Annotated in this window: 11 protein-coding genes; all 11 read right to left on the bottom strand. The window is 31.8% G+C overall.

What is annotated here, in order from left to right:
• Positions 1 to 117: 117 nt before the first annotated feature.
• The 11 genes from Q0684_RS02740 to Q0684_RS02690 all read right to left on the bottom strand — a co-directional run bounded on the left by Q0684_RS02740 (position 118) and on the right by Q0684_RS02690 (position 23,720).
• Positions 118 to 1,617 carry a hypothetical protein gene (locus Q0684_RS02740; RefSeq protein ID WP_299012507.1) on the bottom strand — a complete coding sequence of 500 codons (1,500 nt, stop codon included), beginning with the start codon at positions 1,615 to 1,617 and terminating at the stop codon, positions 118 to 120.
• A 127-nt stretch (positions 1,618 to 1,744) separates the two neighbouring features.
• Complete coding sequence (locus tag Q0684_RS02735) at positions 1,745 to 4,669, bottom strand: sugar-binding domain-containing protein (RefSeq protein ID WP_299012506.1); 2,925 nt, start codon at positions 4,667 to 4,669, stop codon at positions 1,745 to 1,747.
• Between the two features lie 222 nt (positions 4,670 to 4,891).
• Positions 4,892 to 5,071: a hypothetical protein gene (locus Q0684_RS02730; protein ID WP_299012505.1), complete on the bottom strand. Its 180-nt coding sequence runs from the start codon at positions 5,069 to 5,071 to the stop codon at positions 4,892 to 4,894.
• A gap of 32 nt (positions 5,072 to 5,103) precedes the next feature.
• The gene (locus tag Q0684_RS02725) at positions 5,104 to 7,290 is read right to left on the bottom strand and encodes a T9SS type A sorting domain-containing protein (protein ID WP_299012504.1); all 2,187 of its coding nucleotides are present in this window, start codon (positions 7,288 to 7,290) and stop codon (positions 5,104 to 5,106) included.
• A 405-nt stretch (positions 7,291 to 7,695) separates the two neighbouring features.
• A complete protein-coding gene (locus Q0684_RS02720; protein WP_299012503.1) occupies positions 7,696 to 9,804 on the bottom strand; it encodes a BNR-4 repeat-containing protein in 2,109 nt (702 codons plus the stop codon).
• A gap of 89 nt (positions 9,805 to 9,893) precedes the next feature.
• Entirely contained in the window at positions 9,894 to 13,412 is a 3,519-nt protein-coding gene (locus Q0684_RS02715) for a sulfatase-like hydrolase/transferase (protein ID WP_299012502.1), read from the bottom strand.
• 353 nt (positions 13,413 to 13,765) lie between these two features.
• Positions 13,766 to 15,262 (bottom strand): sulfatase, encoded by a 1,497-nt coding sequence (locus Q0684_RS02710; protein ID WP_299012501.1) that lies wholly within the window; start codon positions 15,260 to 15,262, stop codon positions 13,766 to 13,768.
• A 48-nt stretch (positions 15,263 to 15,310) separates the two neighbouring features.
• Positions 15,311 to 18,031, bottom strand: coding sequence for a family 78 glycoside hydrolase catalytic domain (locus Q0684_RS02705; RefSeq protein WP_299012500.1), 2,721 nt, complete (start codon positions 18,029 to 18,031; stop codon positions 15,311 to 15,313).
• Between the two features lie 89 nt (positions 18,032 to 18,120).
• Positions 18,121 to 20,031, bottom strand: a complete 1,911-nt coding sequence (locus Q0684_RS02700; RefSeq protein WP_299012499.1) for a hypothetical protein — start codon at positions 20,029 to 20,031, stop codon at positions 18,121 to 18,123.
• A 132-nt stretch (positions 20,032 to 20,163) separates the two neighbouring features.
• Complete coding sequence (locus tag Q0684_RS02695) at positions 20,164 to 22,638, bottom strand: BNR-4 repeat-containing protein (RefSeq protein WP_299012498.1); 2,475 nt, start codon at positions 22,636 to 22,638, stop codon at positions 20,164 to 20,166.
• A gap of 380 nt (positions 22,639 to 23,018) precedes the next feature.
• On the bottom strand, positions 23,019 to 23,720 hold the full coding sequence (locus Q0684_RS02690; RefSeq protein WP_299012497.1) for a fibronectin type III domain-containing protein: 702 nt from the start codon (positions 23,718 to 23,720) through the stop codon (positions 23,019 to 23,021).
• Between the last annotated feature and the right edge of the window lies 1 nt (position 23,721).

The following is a 23,721-nucleotide window of genomic DNA, read 5'->3' as shown; positions in this document are numbered from 1 at the left end:
TTTGAAAATTAATTGACAATACATCTTATAATTTAGATAAGTTTTTACCATTCAAAATCTTAGAACTACTCTTTTTTGATGAACAATTAAATTGAAGGCAAAACTATTTTTATAAAGCTACTTTTTATGATTACTGAAAAACTCTTTAGCATCTCTTAAACTTAATTTATCTGAGTTATAAAAAAGCAAATAATCTACATTAAAGTGTTTTGATTTTCCTGCTAAAGTAAGTGTATAGTTTTGTCCTTTTTCAAATTGATAAATTAAATCGTGAACAATATGGGCTCCATTTTCTGCTTTTTGTGCCCAATGCCATTCTTTTTTCAGTGTTTTTTCATTTTCTTCTAGAAAAAATTTTGTATAATTTTTCAATTCGTTTTTAGAAAGACTTGTTGCCGATTTAAAATTACCAGCCATTTTAATAGAAATAGTATTGCAACAATCTGCTTTATCTCCTTTCAAACGTTTGCTGCTCTTCAACAACAATCTAAAGTTCCCGTCTTTTGGTGCTGTAAATTTATATTTTAAAGGCGAGTTTGGTTTTGGAGAATCCGGTTGATTTCCAGTAAACTCTAAATAAGAAAAACCAGAAGCATTTGCTTTATAATTAGCATCGCCAAATTGAATACGATTCCATTTTTGCAACTTTGATTTTGTACTTTCTGCCTCTATAAAAATGTAATCTTTTGCTGTAACTTTAATTTCTGGGGTTGGTCTATTATTTTCAATCGGTTTGTTTGTAAAAAGCGCTTTTACTTCTTTCCAACCTGCTTTATCATTACCTCCATTTGGTCCTCCAGTAATTAACCAATAGGTCATGCCTGCATCAGAAATATCAAAATGTTTTTCTGTATTCGATTTCCAACGTTCTAATTGATCTACTTGATAAGTATCATCAATTGTATACAACCATTGCCAATTTGGATTTTCACTTTCTTTGAGCCATTGCCAATTCTTAATATGGGATTGAAAATCATCTTCTCCATTAGATTTATTCTGATCTATAAGATCATGATAAACAACCGTTGGAAAATCTTTTTTCATGTCTGCCCAAGTCATTTTTGTTGCTCCATGGCTGTGTTCTTCATTCCATTTGCTATGAGAAATGGCATGTATAAATTGCCTTTTCTCTTTTGGTGTGGCTTTAATTAAATTATAGGCAGTGTGCATTGGGCCTGCACAAATAAACCAAAGCGGATTATTTTTACTACTTTTTTTAGCTTCTTTTACAAAATTTGCAATAGCATCTTCCTGTTCTGTTTGATTGTTAAAAACCTTACTAACATCCAAACCAAAACGTTTGGCACCGCCTTTTGCAGCGTCGTCCATTATTTTTTCCCAACTTGCTCTAGATTTTCCTAGATGATTGTTATAATCATAATGCACAAAATGTTTTTCTAAACCTGCATAATGAATAAATGCTAGTGAGAAAGCAGTTGCTCCCCAATCGTCAGAATCATGTAAATTACCATCAGAAGTAAAAGCAATACGCCCTTTTGGCATTTTTATTTTTATAGTATTTTGAGCAAAATATTCAGAAAAAAACAGCAACAAAAATGCAAAGAGCAACATTTTAGATTTTTTATGAGCTGCTATATTTTTAGAAACTGAGTGCATTGTAAATTTATAAGTTGGGTTACTAAAACTAGTTTGTATGGTAAAAAAAAGTATCCTGTACTATAATGGTTATATAATACAGGATACCTTTGTTTTTACTTTTGAAAAAAAGTTTAAAATATAGGCTTTACTTTTTAAGTTTCTTTCCGATCACAAAATACATTCTGCTATCTTCTGGCACATCACCATCACTATTACCAGCCATAATAATGCTTTCTCCTTTTTTTGCAATTCTTTTAAAGAGCGACATTTTTACGCCACCTAGATTTACATCATCTCCAGTATCTGTATAATCTTTTATTAAAAATACAGGTCTTTCTACGGTATCATCATGCCCAACATAAATAATCATATCTGCTCCTGCTATAAATTGCAGTTGGTCTCTTGCCCAATATTTACCGTCAGAATTTGGCACTCTAATATATTCTGAACCTACCAAATATCTAGGAATTACAGTATAGTTATGTTCCATATCTGTATAAGCTTTTTTACCCCAATGTACATTTTTTCTTAGCACTGCTTTACCATTTCCTGTATAACTAAATTTAACAAACAAGTCACTTTTATTAACTCTAGCAGGATTATAAGGTTCTGTTTTAGGATTATAAATTGGCAAAGGTTCTTCATTTTTAGAATTCACAACATATTCTTGTGGAAGTAATTTTGACAAACCATTTTCAATGTCCACCGCTTTAGAATTAATGGTTATTGCAGCCGGTTGTAAACCTTTTGTGGTTGCTGTAATTGTAACTTCACCAGCTTTTAGCATAGAACGTATTGCAACTCTGTTGATACCTGCTTCTGCATCTAAAAATAAATTGTTAGTGGTATTTGGTTTTCCACTATTGTAACCACCTCTCCAAATTGCAGGACCTGTAATTGTAAAATCTACAGTGTTTCTACCTAAAGGATGTCTGTTCCCATCTTTATCAACAATTTCAAAATCAACTAAAGCAATGTCTGCACCATTGGCTAACCAACCTTTTGGACCTACTTTAGAAGTTAATTTAATGGCAACAGGCTCTCCAACTGTTTTTTTAGTTTGAGAAACCAACAGTTTATCATTTAAATAGCCTTCAACTTTTAACTCTCCTGCTTCAAAATTTACTTTTGGAAATTTAAATAAATAACCATTGTCTGCTTTTTCATCTGTACCAACTAATTTATTGTTGATGTAGAGTTTTACTTTTGTACAATTAGACACAACATACATTGTTTTTTGCGTCCCTTTTTCGTAATTCCAATGCCCAATTGCATGGATTTGCGCTTCTGGTCTCCACATTGCTTTTGTTGCATAAAAAGCCTCTTTTTTTAATCTTACAGCATCAACCTCTCCACTTGCTCTGGTAACTTCTGTAGGATTTCTTCCTCCATGTGTTCCATCTGAAAACACCCAATTGGCACCTCCACTATGGTAAGATTTTTTACCCATCTTATCCCACCAATCTTCTACTTGACGCACAGCAAAAATTTCTGATCCAATTTTATAAACGTTTTTAGAAATGTTTGGATGTGTCCAAAAATTATCATCTGGTGTGTGTTTGTCCCAAACACGTCTTGCACCTTCATCTCTTAAGTATTCACTTTCTATTAAAGGCAAATGCGCATATTCTCTTTGCCAACCTTCTGTACCAATTTCTATAGAAATATACTGTTCTGAATCTTCTTTTACATCTGCTCTTCTGTTCCCCATTAATCTTTTTCCTTGAGGATCATAAGTATTGATGATTTCTAATATTTCTTCGTAATGTGCAGATGTTTCTGCCCAATTACCACCTTCCCAAATAAAAATGGATGGATGATTTCTGTAATAGACAATCATATCTCTAAAGGCAGCAATTCTAATATCCCATGTTTCGCCTTCGTCTTGAGACTCTCCACTTACACCAGGCATTAAGGTTACAAAACCATATTTATCGCCCATTGCAATTTCTGCAGGCGAACCAGCACAATGTCCCCAACGTATAAAATTACCACCAGCTTCGTCCATTAAACGATAGGTAAATTCTTTTAACCAATCTGGTTGTGCAGCTCCTAAACCTGCCCAACCCGCAGTTGGTTTTTGTCCCCAACCGTGCAATTTGGCATGCTCTCCATTATTATGAAAACCTGAGTCTTTATCGAACTTAAAAGTTCTAATTCCTAATGGAGTTGTGTAACTGTCTAACTCTTTACTACCCTCTTTTAAAGTGGTTACTACTTTATACATATATGGTTTTCTAGTGTACCATAAATTAGGATTCTTTACTTTGTTTTTTGTAGAAAAAGTTGCAGTTTCTCCTGCTTTTAAAACAGCCGTTTCTCTTTCACAACTAACCTCTTTACCATCAGCATCAATAATTTTAGCTTCAAAAGTAATTTTTTTGTTTTCTTTTGATTGATTTACCGTTTCTGCTGAAATATGAACGTCTGCCTTCTTTTTTGATATATTTTCTGCATGCACATAAGTACCCACTGTTTTTAAATTATCATACAATGGTAAAGTAATATGAACAGGATTCATGATATGTAAAAATACATTTCTGTATATTCCACCGTGGTTTGGATGCCAATGTTCATGATGCCAAACTAATGGAAAATTTTCTCTAAAATGTTCTCCTCTATCGTTGTTTACTTTTACTGCAATAATATTTTCTTCACCATTAAACTTTAAATGTTTAGAAATATCATATCCAAAAGGAATAAAACCAGTTTTATTGGTTCCTAAATACGATCCATTAATGTACACATCTGCAATTTGACGTACAGATTCAAACTCTATATAAACCTTTTTATCAGCATCTGATTTTGGTAATTTAAAGTGTTTTCTGTACCAAACTGTGCCTCTAAATTGGTTTTTCTCACCAATATGTTTTCCAATGCTTAAATCGTCAAAAGTATCTGTATCGTTAAACGTATGAGGCGTGCTAATAGTAGACCAACTAGAATCATCATAATTTACCATCTGCGCATCTGTTGGGTTTGCTTTAGTAAATTTCCAATCTGGATTGAAATTATACTTTACTCTACTTTCTTGTGCATTTACAATTGATGAATGTAGGACTAATGACAAGATTAAAAATAATATAAAGTTTTTCTGCATTGTTATTTTATAAAAAGTTGAGTTTATTTTTTATTGATAATTTTTTATTTTTTGAATAAAAAAGTTAATCTTCGGTAAAAATATTGTTCATATACATAATATATATCCTGTACTCTCAGGTTTTGAAAAAAATAAAAAAAAAACCAACTTATAGAAAAATAAGTTGGTTTTTTTTTATTGAACAGTAAGTACTTAAAACCCAGTACCAGGAGCCTCTGGACTTTGCGCTTGAGCTTTTTGAGGATTTAAAATCATATAGGTACCTAATGCAGTTAATGCCGCATATTTTCCGTAATTTCCTATTTTCTTAATGGCATCTTTACGCGTTATTTCTTGTTCTTTATTTTTAGTATTTACTTTATGTTTTTTCATGATGTCTTAATTAAAGGTTATTGTTAAAGCTATTATTCTAAAACTATCTTTTTATTTAATTTTCCAGTTTCAGTTTCCAATTGAACAATATAAACACCTGTTCCTAATTTTGGCAAAGCAATTTCTTTAACGCCTTGTGCATTAAAACTAGTATTTAACACTTGTTTCCCCAAAACATTAAATAATTTTACATTTGTTTCTCCTTGAGATAAACCAACAATTCTTAATGTAGAGGCATTAGATTTATAAATACTTACACTTTCTAATACGTCTGAGTCTACACTTAATACTGCTTTTGCAGAAGTATGTAAAAAGAAACGACCATCTGTAGAGTTAGCATTTACTGTTGCAGTATATTTTGCATTCTCTTCATCTAATCTTGTAAATGTATCTTGTAATCTATCTTCTAAAAAGACTTTATAACCTTCTGGAAGGTTTAAAGCGTTTGCTGTAAACGTAATTTCTGAATTAGCAATAGCTGTTACGCCTACAGGAACAACCATGTTATCCAAATTTGTGTTTGGTAAAGCTTGTCTTAAAAAAGAAACACCATTATTATCTGATACTAATTGAGTGTACACATTTAAGTTAGAAGCCTCTGCACCTGTAAATGTTCCAACATCAAAACTAGGGTCTAAACCTGTTGTTTTATTCTCTAAAAAGTTAATCTCTGTTTTTGCAATATTTTCTCCTTCTTCTACAAACAATTCAATTGATGTAGCAGCGTTTTTAAAAAAGGTAACATTATTTCTATCGCTTAACATTGCTGTAGTAACTGTAAAGTTATCTGCCGTAGAGTTTGCAGCATTTACAAAAAACCCTTGTGCAGGATGAATATAATCTGTACCCGCTAATGCTTCATAACCTGCACCACCCACTTTATTATTATTCCAAACATATACTGCTTGATGCGTACTTGTTAAATTAGTTGAGTTTGCAGTAACTAAATCACTTACTAAAATATAAGCCGTATATGGATTCCCTACTAAATTCCATCTATTCTCATTTGCAGTCCCCATATTCCCAACACTAATAGTACTTGTAAAATCGTCTGTTTTTAAAGTACCTGGAAATCTTACCTGACCTGTAGTTGGAGACTTTCTTTTGATAGCATAACCTTGTCCTGTTGTAAAAGTTTTAGTGGTAGCATCTGTACTTTGTAAATAAGACCATTCTCCGTCTGCATCTACAGTATTATCATAATTACCAATACCCACGTTATTTCCAGTACCAGCAACATCATCAATATTATAAGTAGTTATCCAATCTGTTCCTGTAGCAGAAATATACTCCATGTCTTCTGTTGGACTAGCTATTAAATGCCAATTTGTATCATTAATGTTAAATCTTGGACTTACTTCTCCAAAAGATTTATCTGACACTATTAAAGAACTACCAGAAGAAATTGTTAAAACTGCACTTGGCTCTACTACCAAATTGTTTGCAACACCACCTGTTAAAGTACCAGGTAATTCTGGGTCATTTGGCTGATCATCTGGAATATATACATTATCTGTTGCAGTTGGCACAGTACCCTTACTCCAGTTTCCAGCATCTGTCCATCTTTTTACATTTGCACCACCAGTACCTAACCAAGTATTAGTATTTGCACCTGCTGTTACTAATTCAAAGAAAAACTCACCACGGGTATCTCCAATTATACCTGGATTTTGATTTAAATTGGTACCACCACCATCTGTAATTAAGGTACCTACATAAACAGTACCAGCAGCTGTTAAAGCAGTAGAAATTAAACGATAAGCATTATTAGCTTTCTTTTGAATTATAAATCCTCTTAAGTTTTCGTCAGATTTAGCAGCTGCTGTTCCTCTATGTCTAGCTCTAGTACCTGTAGTGGCTGTAGTGTTATTAAATTCAATAAAATTTGTTGTGTTCTGTGTAGACTGAAAGTAATATTCAGCATACTGATTTCCTTGGAATTCGAATGAATCACCAGATCTAATGACACGCCAGTCTTGAGTGTTAACATTTTGAGTTGTACCAGGCACAGTTGTTGCATTCAAAGGCACAAAACGCACAATTTTACCATTTTCACTGTTCTGATTACCACTAACAACATCAGACAAATAAAGGCTACCACCACTTATTTCATTTCTAATTTTATAAGTACCCTCTCCTAAAAACTGTTGGGCTGTAGCCTGTAAAATGGTTAAGCTAAAAAATAAAAAGGCAAAACCTTTTAAAGTAATTTTTTTCATAATAGTTTAAAGTTTTTGAACTAAAAATCATCAGGGGATGGTGGAGATTTCTAGTTTAAATTAATTGAATTATGTAACAATTTTAAAGGTTATTTAAAAAAAGAGTATCCTGTACTGTTATGTATAATTAGGTAATATAACAAACATTAAAGGTAATTTTGGATACAAATTTTAAACAAAATACTCAAAATTACCTTTAATGTTTACTATATAAACCCTATAATATTTGATATAAAAAACTCTTTTTGTAAAAAAAAATTGGACATTTAAAAATTTAAATCAAAACAACTACCTTGTGCTTTCACGTTCAATTTTTACTTCTTTTTGTAAATTATAGGTATAAAAAAACACCATTCTTAAAATATTTCTTTTTAAGAATGGTGTTCTGTTTTAATTTTATGAGTTTTATTCTAAAATAATCCGTTTTGTAGTGGTTGTATTATTTGCTGAAATTAAACGTAAAAAATAGATTCCTTTGGTTTTGTTTGAAAAATCTAAGCTATTTTTTTCTACAACACCTTGCTGTAATAATCTACCTTGAGCACTTATTAATTGATAGTTTACACTTTCTGCAGTTGTATTAACAGTAATAACACCCTTACTTGGGTTTGGATATACGTTAATTGTGTTTTTGTTAAAACTGGCTGCACTTAAAACTGCATTTGAAAAAACTTCTATTTTATCTGGCTCACTAGATAAAGACCTTTTTTGAGTAATTCTAATGGTATTTTCTCCTTGATTTAAGGTTACATTTTCAATTCTATTTTCGCCATAAATATTCCAATCTCCTGTTCTAGCAACAGGAAAATTATTAAACTGTTGTACATTAATTGCTACATCCATAGTAGAGTCGTCTCTGTTTCTAACAGCTACAAATAGCACGATATCATAATCACCAGCTTCTGCAATATTAAATTTATATTCTAAAAATTGATTGTTTCTAAAAGCATCTATATACTTTCCATTTGACGCAGCTACATTTGTGCCAATAGTAATATCAGTAGAAGCCGTTGTAAATTCTTCTGCTTCTATAACAACAATGGGTTTTCTATCTTCTTGAACTGTGGTTTCAGATAAACTGAATTCCTGAAAATATAACGGGCGCTTATCACCTACACCAACAGTATTATTTCCAGTATCTTCCATCAAATACACATACAGCTTATCTTCATTCACAAAAGCATCAAAATGGTCAAAAGAAGTAACATCTTGACCAGTATAAATTATTTTCCAATTATTTTCTCCTTCTAAAGTAGTTTTAATAGTAATTTTTCCACTGATGAGTTCAACCATAAAAACATGGTTTTTGTAGCTGTATACTTCTCCTCTTGTGTCTGGATTAGGAATTAAACCACCCGCATTTTTAGAAAAATTAGCATCAGTTGCTTTTTTGTAATAATGTACATTAATATTATCTACTCTTTGCACAAAATGAATTGCACCGTTTTCTGTAACTGTCCAAGCTGGATCTGATGATGACCTAGGGAATGTAGCTGTACCAAAATCGTCTCCTGGTTGACCAATTTGTACGGGATCTTTTGTAGCATCTATATTATTTTTTATGGGTAGAGATATTGGATTATCATTTACATCAAACCATTGGGTAGATTGATTTTTAGGAATACCATTTGTGTAAGCATAATATAATCCACTATTTAGCATATAGCCGTTACTTGTACTTGTGCTATTATTTGTTGAATATCTTATGGAAAAACCTGAATAAAATTTACCGTGTAAAAAACGCTCTCCTCCATACATATTATTTCTATTTGGAACCGCTAAAGAGCCTTCATGAAATAACCAATTATTAGTCCAAGAAGTACCATTGTAATGTGCCATTAAAATATCTCCATTACCAGAACCACCTCTTCTATATCTTGCAACTAAACTACCATCTTCTGCTCTATGAATCATTGGGTAAGTCATGCGCTCATAATTCTGACCCGATTTAAGTTCTGTTTGTTTTGGTTTAAAAATATCTAATTTAAAATCTTCATCTGGTACAAATGCCTTTTCTTTTTCGGAAACAGAATAATTAAAAAATACACTTGGTAAAGAACTTCTTCTATAGGCATGTAAATCATAAATAATGTGAATGGTATTGTCTATAGTACTAATAGCAATAGCTGCTGTATTATGAGAATCTCCTCTAATTCCTATTCCATTAAACAACTCTCCTCCTTGACCTACATGTTGATGTGGAAATTCTATAGTTACCCAAGGTGAATTTTCTACATTTAAGTTTTTTCTGGATAACATTAAGTTTCGCTTATCCATACCTCCTTTGTACCAAGTTACAAATGCATATCCGTTTATAACATCAATACAATCTCCATGTGGTGAAATTCTTTTCCCAAATCTAAAATTCACATCTCGCTCTCCAGCAAAAAAGAGCCCACCTTCACCGTCTTCTGTTACGCTACTAGCACTTTTTAATGTTGCTACTAATTCAGTCTGAGCGAAAGTTGAATTTAAAAATGCAAAAACAAATACTAGACAAAATATATTTTTCATTTTTCTATTTTAAATATTAATGATATACATAATTAAGTCTAGTATTTTTAAATAAACTTACAAGTTCGCCGTATTTTATTTACAATAAATTAAAAAGAATTTATTTTTAATTGTATGGTATGTTTACCTGGCGTTAATCTAACAATTTTAAATGCAGATGGTACGCTTTTTCCATTGTGGATAAATTCTTTACCTTCTGAACCATTTAAAGAAAATTCTGCAACCATATTTCCTGGAATTTCAATTTCATAAGTCTGTAATCTTTTTCCATTATAAGTATATTTTGCTTTTATAGTACCTCTTACTGTTGGTACTTCTATAGCACTATTTTTTAAGTTACTCATTTGAGGTTTAATAGTTGCAATACCAAACCCTGGTGTTTTAGGCTTAATACCCCATAAACCTCTAGGAATTATATTTGCTGGTGCTGCACCCCAAGCGTGATTCCAATCTAAGTTTATTTTATATTCATAACCCCAAGCTTCTAAAGAAATTGTAGATCCTTCTCTCATCATATTATACCAACTTCTTTTTGCTTTGCTCGCTAATAATTTAAGCGCATAATCTTCTTCACCTGCATTATATAAACCATCCATTAAAAATTGAGCTCCATACACACTACAAGCCATTCCTCTAGATTTTACATAATTTACTACAGACTTAAAATGTTCTTCTGGCACCAATCCAAATGCTAAAGGCATCATGTTTGCGTGTAAAGATGCATGATCTGTACCAATTCCATCAACATAAACACCTCGCTTTTTATCGAACATTTGTTCGTTAACTGCTTTCTTCGCTTTTGCAGCTCTGTATTCAAAATCTAAAGCTTCTTGTGTTTTTCCTAAGATGCTAGCAAACTCAGTCATAATTTTCATGTTCTCATAAAAGAACGCATTAATAACTGTACTGTATGGTTTAAATACAAAACCATCACGTTCTCCTTTTGTTTTACTTCCTGCAAAATTCTTAGAAGGCCAATCTACAATATCTGTTAATGGTTTGTTATAACCAGGTTTAAAACCTAACTTATACATAAACTCTTCTGTAACTTTTGTTGATGTTATTAAACCATCTTCATTAGACAATTCATAAAGCGTTTTATGCTTTAAAGGTTCATAATAACGTTCTATTAATTCTGTATTACCAGTATACATGTAATCTGCATAGATTAGTAACGCAACATGTTGCTGCCATTCTGTTGGCCATGTTGGATTTTCCATAAAGTATTCTATGGTACGTCTTGCAATTGCAAACTCTCTATCTGTTGTGTAATGACTTAATTGATTTAAATATGCATCTGCCTCATAAGGAATACGTTCTCTATCTCCATCAACATATAAACCGTTAAAAGTTGTTGCTTTAATAGAATATTTACAAAATTCCCAAACTTGATTTAAAATATCATTATTACTACTAAAATCACTTGCGTTATCTTCCCAATAACCTGTATGTCTTAATTGTTCAAAATCTTCACCTTTTAAATCCATTCTAGCTCCCTCAACTTCTGCATATCTAAAAGGTTGTAATACAGGAAAACCTTCTGGTAAAGGAATCGCCTTACTTGGCCCTTTCATACGTAAGTCTGGTACTGGATTTATTTCTATTTGGTATTTTGTTTTACCAGGTTTTACATCAACCTTAATTTCTTGATAACGAATGTTACTTTTTCTTGGTACTACTCTATTTACATTTCCTTTATCATTTAGCATTTCACCAATTCTAACCGTTAATGTGTGTGGCTCTTTAGCCTCATAATTAAAGTCTATGGTTGCAAATGCTGCTTTACCAAAATCCATAAAGTAAAAATTCCCTCTTTTTTCAAAAAGTACAGGTTTTACTTTATCTACTAAATATTTATTTTCTGTAGAAATTATATAATCATCACTTTTACCAGTTGTAAATTGTTGCGCCTCAGAATAATCTACCAATCTATTGGCTTCATCCCAAATTCTAACTTTCCAAAAATAGGTTTTCCCAATTTCTAAAGCATTTCCTGCATATTCTACGTCTGTAGATTTTGATGATGCTACTCTTTTGCTATCCCAAACATCACCATTATTTGCATCTATACTTGCTTTGTTTGATGCTACTAAAATTTGATAGGCTCCTTGGTATTTTGCACCTAAAGGAACGGTCCAACCAAATTCTGGTTTTAAATCAAAGATTTCAACTTCAGTACTTGGTTGTCTAATTAATTCTACAGTTAAATCTGTTGGTGCAGCTCTAAAATGATTTCCATTCTTTTTGATTAGCTCGTCTGTTTTAGCTCTTAAGTTTGCTAAAACTTTTCTATATCTTCTTTTACCAACTAAGTTTTTAATTTCTTGTGGATCTTTTTCTAGATTGTAAAGTTCCTCTATAGTTTTATCATTTACGTATCTAAAGTATTTCCACTTTTTAGTACGTACACCTTCACTTGGTGGAATGTTATCAAAATCCCAAATATGCTCAATTAAAACAGTATCCCTTTCAATAGATTTCTTCTCTTTTCTAACAATTGGCATTAAACTTTTACCTTGCCAAGATTCTGGTGCTTTTACACCCGCTAAATCTGCAATGGTTTGTGTAACATCAATATTTAAAACCATATCATCAATATCTTGATGATTGTTTTCTCTTGGATCAAAAACAATTAAAGGCACTCTAATTGAGTTGTCATACATTAACCATTTTCCTGCAAACTGACGCTCGCCCAAGAAATACCCATTATCTCCCATTAAGATGATAACTGTATTTTTATCTTGACCTTTTTCTTTTAATTTTTCACGTATTTTTTTGATTTCTAAATCAATTCCAGAAATCATTCTATAATATCCTTTTAAACTGTGTTGGTATTTTTCAGGATTGTCATATCTCCAAGTCCAACGTAATCTGTTAAAACCATCTCTAACAATTTTTGGTTGCGCTTCAAAATACTTATCATCTCCTAATGCCGGTTCAGGAATGGTAGTACCTTCTAACATTGCATCTAGAGGTTCTTGCCAAAAATATTGCTTTGGAGCACCATCGTGTGCATGAGGAGCACTAAAACTTAAAGACAAGCAAAAAGGTTTGTTATTATCTGCATTTTTATCGATAAAATCAATTGCTTGTTGACCTGTATATCTTGTTAAGTGAACAGTATCTTTATTGATAGTTTTATAGTAATACCCTCTTCTGTCTTTAAATCTATTATTTCTATCGTAAGATTCGTACTCATCAAATTGCTTATCTAAGTGATTGTATCTTGTACCGTACTTCCCATAGAAACCTGTATAATAGCCATTATCTTTTAACAATCTTGGGTAAGATTCATCCATATATTCATCTCTAACATTACCTGTTTGAAAGTTGAAATTATGCGCTCTTTCGTACAAACCTGTTAAAATACTAGTTCTACTAGCTGCACAAATTGGTGTGGTAACAATTGCCGTTTTAAAGTAAGTTCCTTTTTTTGCTAAATCGTCCATTTCTGGGGTTTCTACAAACTTATTGCCTGCATAACCAATAGCGTCAAAACGCTGATCATCTGTTAAAATAAAAATGATATTTGGTTTTTCCTGAGCTTTTATGGTATTAAAACCATAAATGGAACAAATAAGTACTAATAAAAAACTGTTTTTAAACATAGAATATTTTCTTAAATATTAAAAAAAATGAATTTGATTATTCTGGATTACAAAAAATAAAAATAAAGGTAAAGGTAAGTAATTGTATCCTGTCCTGTCCTGAAAAACATTAGCAATACAGAGCGATAAAAAAAGTAATCGCTTTAAATATGTGTTTTTAAAAATAACAAGTCTATTATTTAAGTGTTTACTGATATATAGTCTAATATCTGTGTCAATTTTATAATGCAAAATTCTGACTAAAAAATCATCAAAATAAAAATTAATCTATTGTTTTTTTATCCTTAAAAAAAGAATATTAAAACCAAAAAGTAATATCAGTTAAAAATAATGTTTGTCTTAAATAATTGCTTTTAAAGCTCTTTTGGCGATTGTACTTTTCCCTTTCCTTCTTTCCAACTCCAAAAATCGATAGCCCTTCTTTTCTCGTCAAACTTATAACCCCATTTTTTCATATAGTAGGCTCTTGGCCTTACCTCATCTCCAATTTTTTCCAATTCTTTATGTAATTTTACATCCAAATCCTTTTGAATTTCAGCAAATTCTGGTTTACCTAATAAATTATTTTGCTGATAAGGGTCTTTAAGATTATCATAAAACATACTTGGTCCTTTTGGAGTTCGTGTATACGTATATTGTTTAGTTCTTATGGCTCTATAAGGTTGATCATTAAAGTTAGCACCAAATGGAGCTGTAAGCATTACTAAAGCAGCTCTATCTGTATTTAGATCTGGATTTTTAATTAATTCTGACAAGTTTTCTCCTTCAATATCTTTTGGAATAGCAATATTTGTTAAGCCTAATAAAGAAGGTAAAATATCTGGAGTTGTTAGCGGCGCATTTACTACTTTGCCTTTATGCTTATCAATTTTTGGATACCTAATTAAAAAAGGTACTCTAATAGATTCGTCCCAAGCCAATTGTTTTACAAAAGGTTTAACACCATGTGCTCCCATCATTTCTCCATGATCTGCAGAAAAAACAATAATGGTATTTTCTAACAAGCCCAATTCTTTAATTTTATTTAAAACATTCCCAATAGCTTCATCTGTTGCAGTAGCATGCGCGTAATAGCCTTGTAATTCTTCTCGCGCTCTTTCTTTAAAATTCTCTGAAACATTAGGATTTAAAGTTAACGATTCTGGAGCATACATCTCTTTGTATTTCCTTGGTGCACTTCTATGAGGATAATGTGGTGTACCAATAGAAATTACAGCTAAAAACGGCTTTTTCCCTTTAGCCTGTTGCTCTAAATATTGATTGGCATCTTCTGTAATTGCAAAAGGAGAATATTTTTTCCAATGTTTTAACTCCTGATTATCATTGTCATAATACGGCATTTTTGTGTAATTGTGAGAGCATTCTAAGGCTCTCCAAAAATCGAAACCTTGCCTTCTTTCTTTTGGAATGTAATTAGAACGGCCATGGCCATCTAAATGCCATTTACCCCAATAAGCAGTTGTATATCCTTCTTTTTTAAAGATTTCTGCCATTGTTTCTTCCTCTGCAGGAAGATGCAAATCATTTAAAAACATACCTGTTGTTGTAGGAAATTTACCGGTTAACAATGCTGCTCTGTGTGGTGTACAAACTGGCGTTACAGAAACGGCATTTGTAAAATTAACAGCTTCTTTTGCAAAAGCATCTAAATTTGGTGTTTTTACATCTGGATTGCCTGCATACCCCAAAGCACTGCCTCTCCATTGATCTGTAAGAATATAAACGATATTTGGTTTTTCTGATGCCGCTGCTTTGTTTTCTGCTACAACTTTTGGATTTACATCTTTTTTGCAACTTGATAAAGCAAGAGTGATTCCTAAAATTAAGATTGCAAATAATTTAATTTTCATGCTGTAATAAATTATGTATTGGTTTATAAATTTCTTTTTAATAAACTCTTATTTATCAAATTCTAATTTAATTTCAAATTTATAAGTACCTGCACTCACCATTTTTACCGCTGAATTTTTGTCTTTTGATGCGTTTGGCAAATGAATTTCTGCAGTTGTATTTGGAGGAATAATTGCCTCTAAATAAAAAATATCATTTTCAATTTTCCAAGAAGAAGATGCTTTACCATAAGGTGTATTTATAGATGCTTCCGCAGAAGTTAATTGTTTGCTTGGTACTGGTGCAATTCTTATTTTCTTGTAACCTGGCTCTAAAGCCGATAAACCTGCAATACGTTCATACATCCATTGCCCAACAGCACCATAAGCGTAATGATTTAAACTATTCATACTTTGTGGATTGTAACCATCTGCTTTACTAAAACTATTCCAACGTTCCCACATTGTGGTTGCTCCTTGATTAATAGAGTAAAACCAAGAAGGATAGGTTTCTTTAAATAAGATTTTATACATTAATTCAATCTCACCCATATCATCTAAAACTTTTGGTAAAATTGGTGTTCCTAGAAAACCTGTACCCAAATGATAATCTGCATTTTTAATAGTTTCTAACAAGTGTTTTTGCGCTTTTACTTTGGTTTCTGGTTGTAATAAATCAAAATAAATGGCTAGTAAATATGCGGTTTGCGTTTGCTTTTTATTTTGATATTTTCCGTTTTTATCAAAAAACTTGTTTTCAAAAGCTAAAGCGATTTCTTTGTATAAGTTTTTGTATTTTTTTTCATCATCAACCTTACCTAAAATTCCTGCAATTTTAGATACCAAATGCGCTGAATGTGCAAAATAAGCAGTATTTACAAAACTTCCTGGGGTATCACCTCTATTACCCATTTTCCCACCTTTTGTGGGATAAGGTTGCAACCAATCTCTAAAAGAATGTATGGTTGGTATGTAGTTTTTTGATTTAGATTGGTAGTACCCAACCCATTTTTTAGCCATTTCAAAATTTTCTTCTAGTACTCTTTTATCTCCAGTAGCATTATAAATATCCCAAGGAACAATAACGCAGGCATCTCCCCAACCAGAACTAGCTCTGTTATTTTGTAGAACATCTGGAATAATAAAAGGCACTAAACCATTTTCATGCTCAGATTGCGTTTCTCGCATACTTTGCAACCAAGCTGACCAAAAAGCATGCATTTTAAAATTATACATTGCCGTTGGCGAAATCACTTGTGCATCTCCTGTCCAACCCAAACGTTCGTCTCTTTGGGGGCAATCTGTAGGAATATCTAACAAATTATCTCGTAAACCCCAAGTAATATTACTTTGCAATTGATTTAATTTCTCATGTGAAGAACTAAATGTTCCGTTTACGTCAAATTCAGAGTGTTGTACCAAGCCTTTTACCCAAGTTGAATTTGGTTTTACTGCAGCATCAAAACCTGATAATTCAATAAACTGAAAACCATGAAAGGTGAATTTTGGCGTATATTCTATAACTCCATCTTTTGCAGCAATATAATAATCTGTAGATTTTGCTGAACGATAATTCTTGGTATAAAAAGTACCATCAGACAATAACATTTCAGAAAAACGAATGGTTAACGTGTCTCCTTTTTTCATAGGCACCGTTACTTTTGGCACACCCACCATATTTTGTTTTAAGTTAAAAACTACTGCCTTTTCAGTAGCTGAAACTATTTCTGCATCTTCTAAAACAACCATTTCTTTTACAGTTGTATGACGTTTTGGTTCTAATTTTACACTATCTGCTACTACTTCTATTTCTGTATTTTTCCAAGATGCGTCTTTAAAATTAGCTGTATTCCAATTTGGTATTTCTAAGTTGGCATCATACTCTTCTCCATCATACAAACTAGCTAATCTTATTGGTCCGTTTGTTGTTCCTTTCCAAGTTTCATCAGAAATAATTGTTTTTGTAGCACCATCTTTTAAAGTGATTTCTAATTGACATAAAACTTTAGGCGAAGCAAAATTTTCATAAACTGCTTTTCCTCTACTAATTCTTCCTGAATGCCAACCTGAAGCCAATGCTACAGCTATTGCATTTTTGCCTGAAGCCAACAAATCTGTTACATCATAAGTTAAGGTTTCTATACGTTTGTTATAAGGGGTCCAACCTGGAGTTAATACATCATCACTAATGTCTTTCCCGTTTAAATGCACATCAAAAACACCTTTTGAGGTAATGTATAATCTTGCTGATGTTATTTCTGATGGTAAATCAAATGCTTTTCTTAAATATTGTGGTCTGTGCATTAAAAATTTACGCACACCTTTTATGCTATCTTTTGCAGTATCTAATCCTGTCCATTTTGCTTTCCAATCTGAGTTGTTTAATAAACCCAATTCAAAGTGATTTACACTACTCCATGCAGAAGCGTTGTTATCTTGATTCCAAAAACGTACTTGCCAAAATACTTTTTGACGAGATTTTAGCGCTTTTCCTTTGTAGTTTATAAAAGTAGATTGCGCACTTTTCTGTTTTTCAGAATCCCATAAATCTGCATTATCTGGTAATAAATCTTTAGAAGAAGCCACTACAATTTGATAAGCAGCTTGTGAGGTTACGTTTTCTGAAATTGGCAATTGCCAAGAAAAAGTTGGTTTTGGATTGTAAAAACCAATCGGATTTTTAAAACCTTCTGAAAGCGTTAATTCTTTTGGTTTTTGAATATTACCTTGAGAACAAGATAGCATCACTAAAAAAACAGATAGACTAAAAAAAAGAGATTTGCGCATCATTAATAAATATTACATTAATTTATAATGATGCAATCTCTTTTATTTTTCAAAAAAAACTATCCTGTTGTATCTCGATTATTAGCTGTTTTTTAAACTACCTCTATAGCACAAGAAATTTCGGTTGTTCCTTTTGGAAACACGATCAATAAAGGTAAAACTTCCATACCTGGCACCTGATTAAATATACGTTCTTTTTGCATCTCTTTAATTTGTATTGCCACGTTTGAAGACACTTTAACAACACCTTCTTTTTTATGAATTTCTAAACTATTTGCTGATGTTTGCACTACCTTTTCTCCTGTTTTAGAAATAATTGGCAATACTAAAGTGTCTCCATTTTGTGCTGTACTTGTTCTTTTTGCTTTTATGGTGGCAGTTTTTTCATCAAATAGATAATTTAATTGAAACGCTGCGTCTTTTGAAGCAACCTCTTTTTCTCTATTGGTTAAATTTGCGGCTATGTTAAAATTGATAATTCCATTTTCGTCTTTAAAACTTGCTTTTGCTTTTAAATCGTGAATATTTGTAAACCATACATTATTCTCAAAACGTTCTACTCTTGGTGTTATGCAAAAGTCAATTCCTGGTTGTGGCTGTTGGTTGTTTGGTTCTACCATTAAATATTCTGCCATACTTGCTGTAAACAAAGGCCCAACTTTATCGTGCCATAAAATACTTAAAGCACCTCCTGTACCTGCAACAGAGTATTTTTTCTTCCAAATTTGATCGTAAGTAGACACTGTACTTTTCCAAGGACCTCTTGCTCCCAACCAAACATCTAATTCAGGAAAATGTTTTACGCCATTATTGGTACTTCTAGGAACAGGCGTTTCTTTATTCGCAGATTTTGTAGCTTTTAAATTGTCTAATACAAAGGCTAAATTTTTAGCATGCGAAAATGTATGATGAATACAAGGTTTTTCACCATGAGATTCGTAATGTAAACCTCCTGCTAAAAGTCCATCTACAGTGCAACGTGCTAACAATTCTGTACTTAAAACAGCTGCTGTGCCAAAAGCAGGATTTCTATCTGCCATTAATGCAAATGCAGGTTGGCAACCATCTGTAGTTCTACTGCCCCAATAAGACCATTTGTTTTGTCGTGTTCCAAAGCTATTGTCCCAAGCACCATCTGGCAAAATAAATTCTAAATGCCCATTCATAGATTCTGTAAGCAGTTCTAAAAGCTTTTCATCTTTCTTTAAAATAGCGTATTGCACCACACCATTTAAGGTTTCTTCTACATTGTAACCAATATCTATTGGATACAAACCTTTTGCACTTTTATCATTATCTGGTTTATCTTCTCCAAAAATTAATTTATTAGGTGCTGTTAAATAATCTGGAATTAACGCAGCAAATTCATCACTTCGTTTGATGTATTTTTCTTCGTTAAAATAAGTGCCTAAAAAGTATAAAGCATACACTGCAGTAAAACGATAATTGATATGACTAAAATGCATATCAAATCTGTTGTATACAAATTCAATAGCTTCTTTTAATCTGGCATCCCATTTTGTTTTATCCTCTTTTGATAATAAATGGCCATGATGATGCAACGCTTCACCCAAAGCAATAGCTCCAAAAACAGTAATTCCATTCCAAGATTTTGGGTTGATGTCGTTTGTCCAACTTCCTTTTGGGCCATCTACATTTACAGACCAATCTAACAATTTAAGTGCAGCATCTAAATATTTTTTTTCTCCTGTAGCGTCTGCCATATACATAAACGGATATACTGCATCATTTGCACGACCGTGAACGGTTTTACAAGCGTGGCAATACAATGTTCCATTTGTAACAGGATCATTATTATCATTTATCTGATCTCTAATCATAGCATCACACCAGGTTTTTAAAAGATCAAAAGATTGTTTTTGAAATGCAGTGAAATCTTCTAAGTTAATAACTTTGTGACTGTTTGAATTACAAGAGTGTAAAGGAAGTAATAACCCTAAACTGCTTAGCGCAGAAAGCTGCATAAAAGAACGTCTTTTCATAAAATTGATGTATACTATAGATTAATCGCTCTAAAATACTTTCTCTTTTTTTGAATTGTATCCTGTTCTATACCGCAAAAAAAATCATCCTACTTAAAAAAATAGGATGATGATTATGATGAAATGCTTGTTTTATTCTACAATTAATTTTTTGTTAATTACTTTTTGATTATCACCAATAATACGAACTAAATATACACCTGACTTAAATCGATTATTATTATTGATTATTATTTTTTCATCTGAAGTAACTTTTTCAAAAACTTCTTTACCAAGAACATCATAAATTTTAACTCTTGCTTCTCTTAAACCATTAAAAGATAAAGTAAAATTATCTTTGGTTGGATTTGGATAAATTTTTACTGAGAATAAGTTTATTTGTTCATCTTTAATACTTAATGGAGCTTGGTTTGCCAACTCTAAAATCCATTTGCTTCTCGCATCATTTATATCTGCAACAATGTTGTAAAAGTTGTTATTATCTTGATGGTATAAAAAGTTATTGCCATCTCTAACACTAAACCTATAAACATCTTCAGTGGCTATGTAATTAGATGTCCAAACCTTATCTACATCGCTATTTGGCGAAGGCCTACCTGTGCTTATTATGGTGTTTCCCGCTCCAGAACCTGCTCCTCTTAAAACTCCATTTACTTCACTATCTATATTATAATATTCTGTATCTCCAATATTTGTTTTAACAAATTTCCAATGTAAAGCAGCATCGTTAGCAACGTAATCACTTTCTTCTACGTTAGCACCAGATGATTTTAAATATTTTCCTGTTGCAACGTTTTTCAATCGGTAAACTTTACCATTTATATTGGTTGGATCAAAAATTTGTGCATTAATTGTTATTGTTGAAGAAGAAACGGTTTCGTTGTTATTATTATAGGCTACTGCTTGTATGGTATATTCACCTTCTGCAGTTGGTGTCCAACTTACAGTATATGGTTTGGTAGTATCTTCATTAACAGAAGTCCCATTTACTTTAAAATCTACTTTTGCAATACCTACATTATCATCAAAAGCATTTGCTGAAATTTGAGTTGCTTTATCTACATAATAATTTTGGCCACCTAAAGGTGATGATAGAGAGACTCTAAATGGTGCTCTCTCTATATCTAAATCTATTATTTGAAGGTACAAAGGCATTGCATTACCTGATGTTTTTTCCATTAAATAATAGTAAACTTTACCATTTTTAACATGAACTCTACCATGATCAAAAACTTTACCTGTGGTAGCTTGATACACTGTTGTAAAATTATTTGTTCCACCTTCTGTTTTTTGGATAAAAACTCTATTATTTTTTAATCCGATAATAAAAACACTATTTCCAGAGGTGTAAATAGAGGTTGCTCCTGCAAAATCTTCTGAGGTAATAAAATCTGATGCACCTGATGGTTTGTAGGTATGCAAAGTCTTAGTTACGTTATTTTGTAAATCTCTAACTTTACTAATTATATGAACATCATCATTTTCGGTAACTGTCCAATCAAAATCACCAACTATATAAACTTTACTAGTTTGTGTAGTTTGTACATAATCTCCAGGTTCCATTATTTTTATTTTATCCGCATCAAAAAGAGGTAAAGAAAATGGTTGCCCAGCATGGTTTTTCCAACTGTCTGCTCCAGATTGATTGTCTGAATACGCATAATACACACCATTCTGATATTGATATTTATCGTTATTATTTGCAGACCTTCTTTGGAAACCAATTCTAATTTTTCCATTTACATATTTCATATTACCATAAAGTCCCCAATTATGCGTAATTCCTGGTTGTCTTTTGGCATTTAGTACATTAAAATGTGTAAAATTAGACCAAGTTGATGTGTTTGCATCATATTTAGAAAATTTATACGCTCCATTATTATTGCCACCTTCTCTTAAATACACAAATAAATCTCCAGAATCGTTTTGAAAAAATTGAGGATATGTTAAAGCAGCGTATTTAGAATATTCTTCTGATGGAAAACCTGGTCTGCCACTATTTAAACTTAAATGTTTGTAACCACCAGTACTATTTTTAACAAACTTATCTAAAGTAAATTCTGAATCTGGCAAAGTAACTGTATTTTTTACAGAATAAGAATACCTAAAATAATCTTTACTTAAACTACCATTAGAAGGTCTTGTTCTGCTATAGGCATGCATATCATATACCATATGAATTGTACCATCTAAAGGACTAACTTCTATACCAATCGTATTGTGAGACTCGCCAATCCAAGGTTTGTTTTGAAAACCTGTGTGTCTGTGAGGAAACTCAATATCTACACTTGTACCTGTAATTGTATTGTAACGCGTTAGCATTACATGACGATCTGCTTCTCCACCTCTATACCAAGTCATAAAAACATAATCTCCATAGGTTTTTACACAATCTCCATGAGCAGAAATATTTCGTCCAAAATAGAAATCGTAAGAATTTGTATTGCCATCATTTGTGTTAAACTTAGTGCCACTTCTAACTTTACTGCCATTAAAATGTAAACCTATATCTGTTATTTTTACTTGCTTTTCTAAAGTTACTTGAGCATTAGTAAATAATGTTAGAAAAAAGAAAATTGCGGCTGTATAGGTATATTTATAATGCATTTGTTTGGTATTTTTTTTATACTATTTTGAATTTGATAAAGTTAACCATAAATAAACCACTAATCCATCTTGCTATGTCCTGATAGAAAATAAGTGTTTTCAAAAACAATTTTTAACGCGAATTAGATATTACTATTGCAGTTTATATTTTTATATAGCTAAAAATTAGTTGTTGGTTATTTTGAACGAAACGAAGTGTAATGAGAAATCTCGTATTTAATTTAAGATTTCTTCATTTAAGGCGAAATGATATGAATATCAAATATTAACTAAATAACAATGTTTGGTAAACAAACCATTGCTTGTTTATTCTATAGACCGAAAAAAGCTGTTAAAATCAAGATGATGATAACAGCTAATACTTTATTAAATTTTTGATTCTATTTTGTACTAAAACTCCAAACTTGCCCCGTACTAATTCCTCCTTTGTCATCTTTTACAACTACCCTGAAGTAATACTTTGTAGATGGTAATAAATTTGTGGCATTATAAATGGTTTCAGTTTGATTCTCTGCTACTTTTGTAGTTGGGTTTTCATTTGTATCTAAAAATACATCAAAAGTTAGTGGATCTGAATCTATATCTGATGAAGTCCAACTTAAAATTACATTTGTAGCATCAATTTCTGCATTTAATGCTGGTGCTACTAATGCTGGCGCAAAAGGGATATGATTAGAAACACCTTCTCCTTCTGTTAAAAATGGTACTGTCTCAGAATATTCACTAGCTGCAGCTCTACTATCTACTGCTTTAATACGCCAATAATATGCTTTACCTCTATCTAAACTTATTAATCTTGATTCCGAAAAACTTTCCTGTACGTGTAATATTGGCGAGAAAGAACTATTTTCTGCAACTTCTATCCTATACGTTATTCTATTGCTTTCAGCATCTGTAGATGCACTCCATTGAAATACAACATTATTATCTGTACAAATTTCATTTTCTAGAGGAAATATCATGTTAGGAACAGTTGGTGCTGTATTTTCTTCTATTTGAACTTCCTCTGAGCCTTCTTCTCCTCCACAAGAAAACATAATTAAACAGAGTACTACCAATGTATATAAATATGTGTTTTTCATT

The sequence above is a fragment of the uncultured Polaribacter sp. genome (assembly GCF_947503875.1).
Classification (GTDB): domain Bacteria; phylum Bacteroidota; class Bacteroidia; order Flavobacteriales; family Flavobacteriaceae; genus Polaribacter.
The sequence above is the reverse complement of the archived record's forward strand: the minus strand, read 5'-3'. Positions and strand labels throughout refer to the sequence as shown.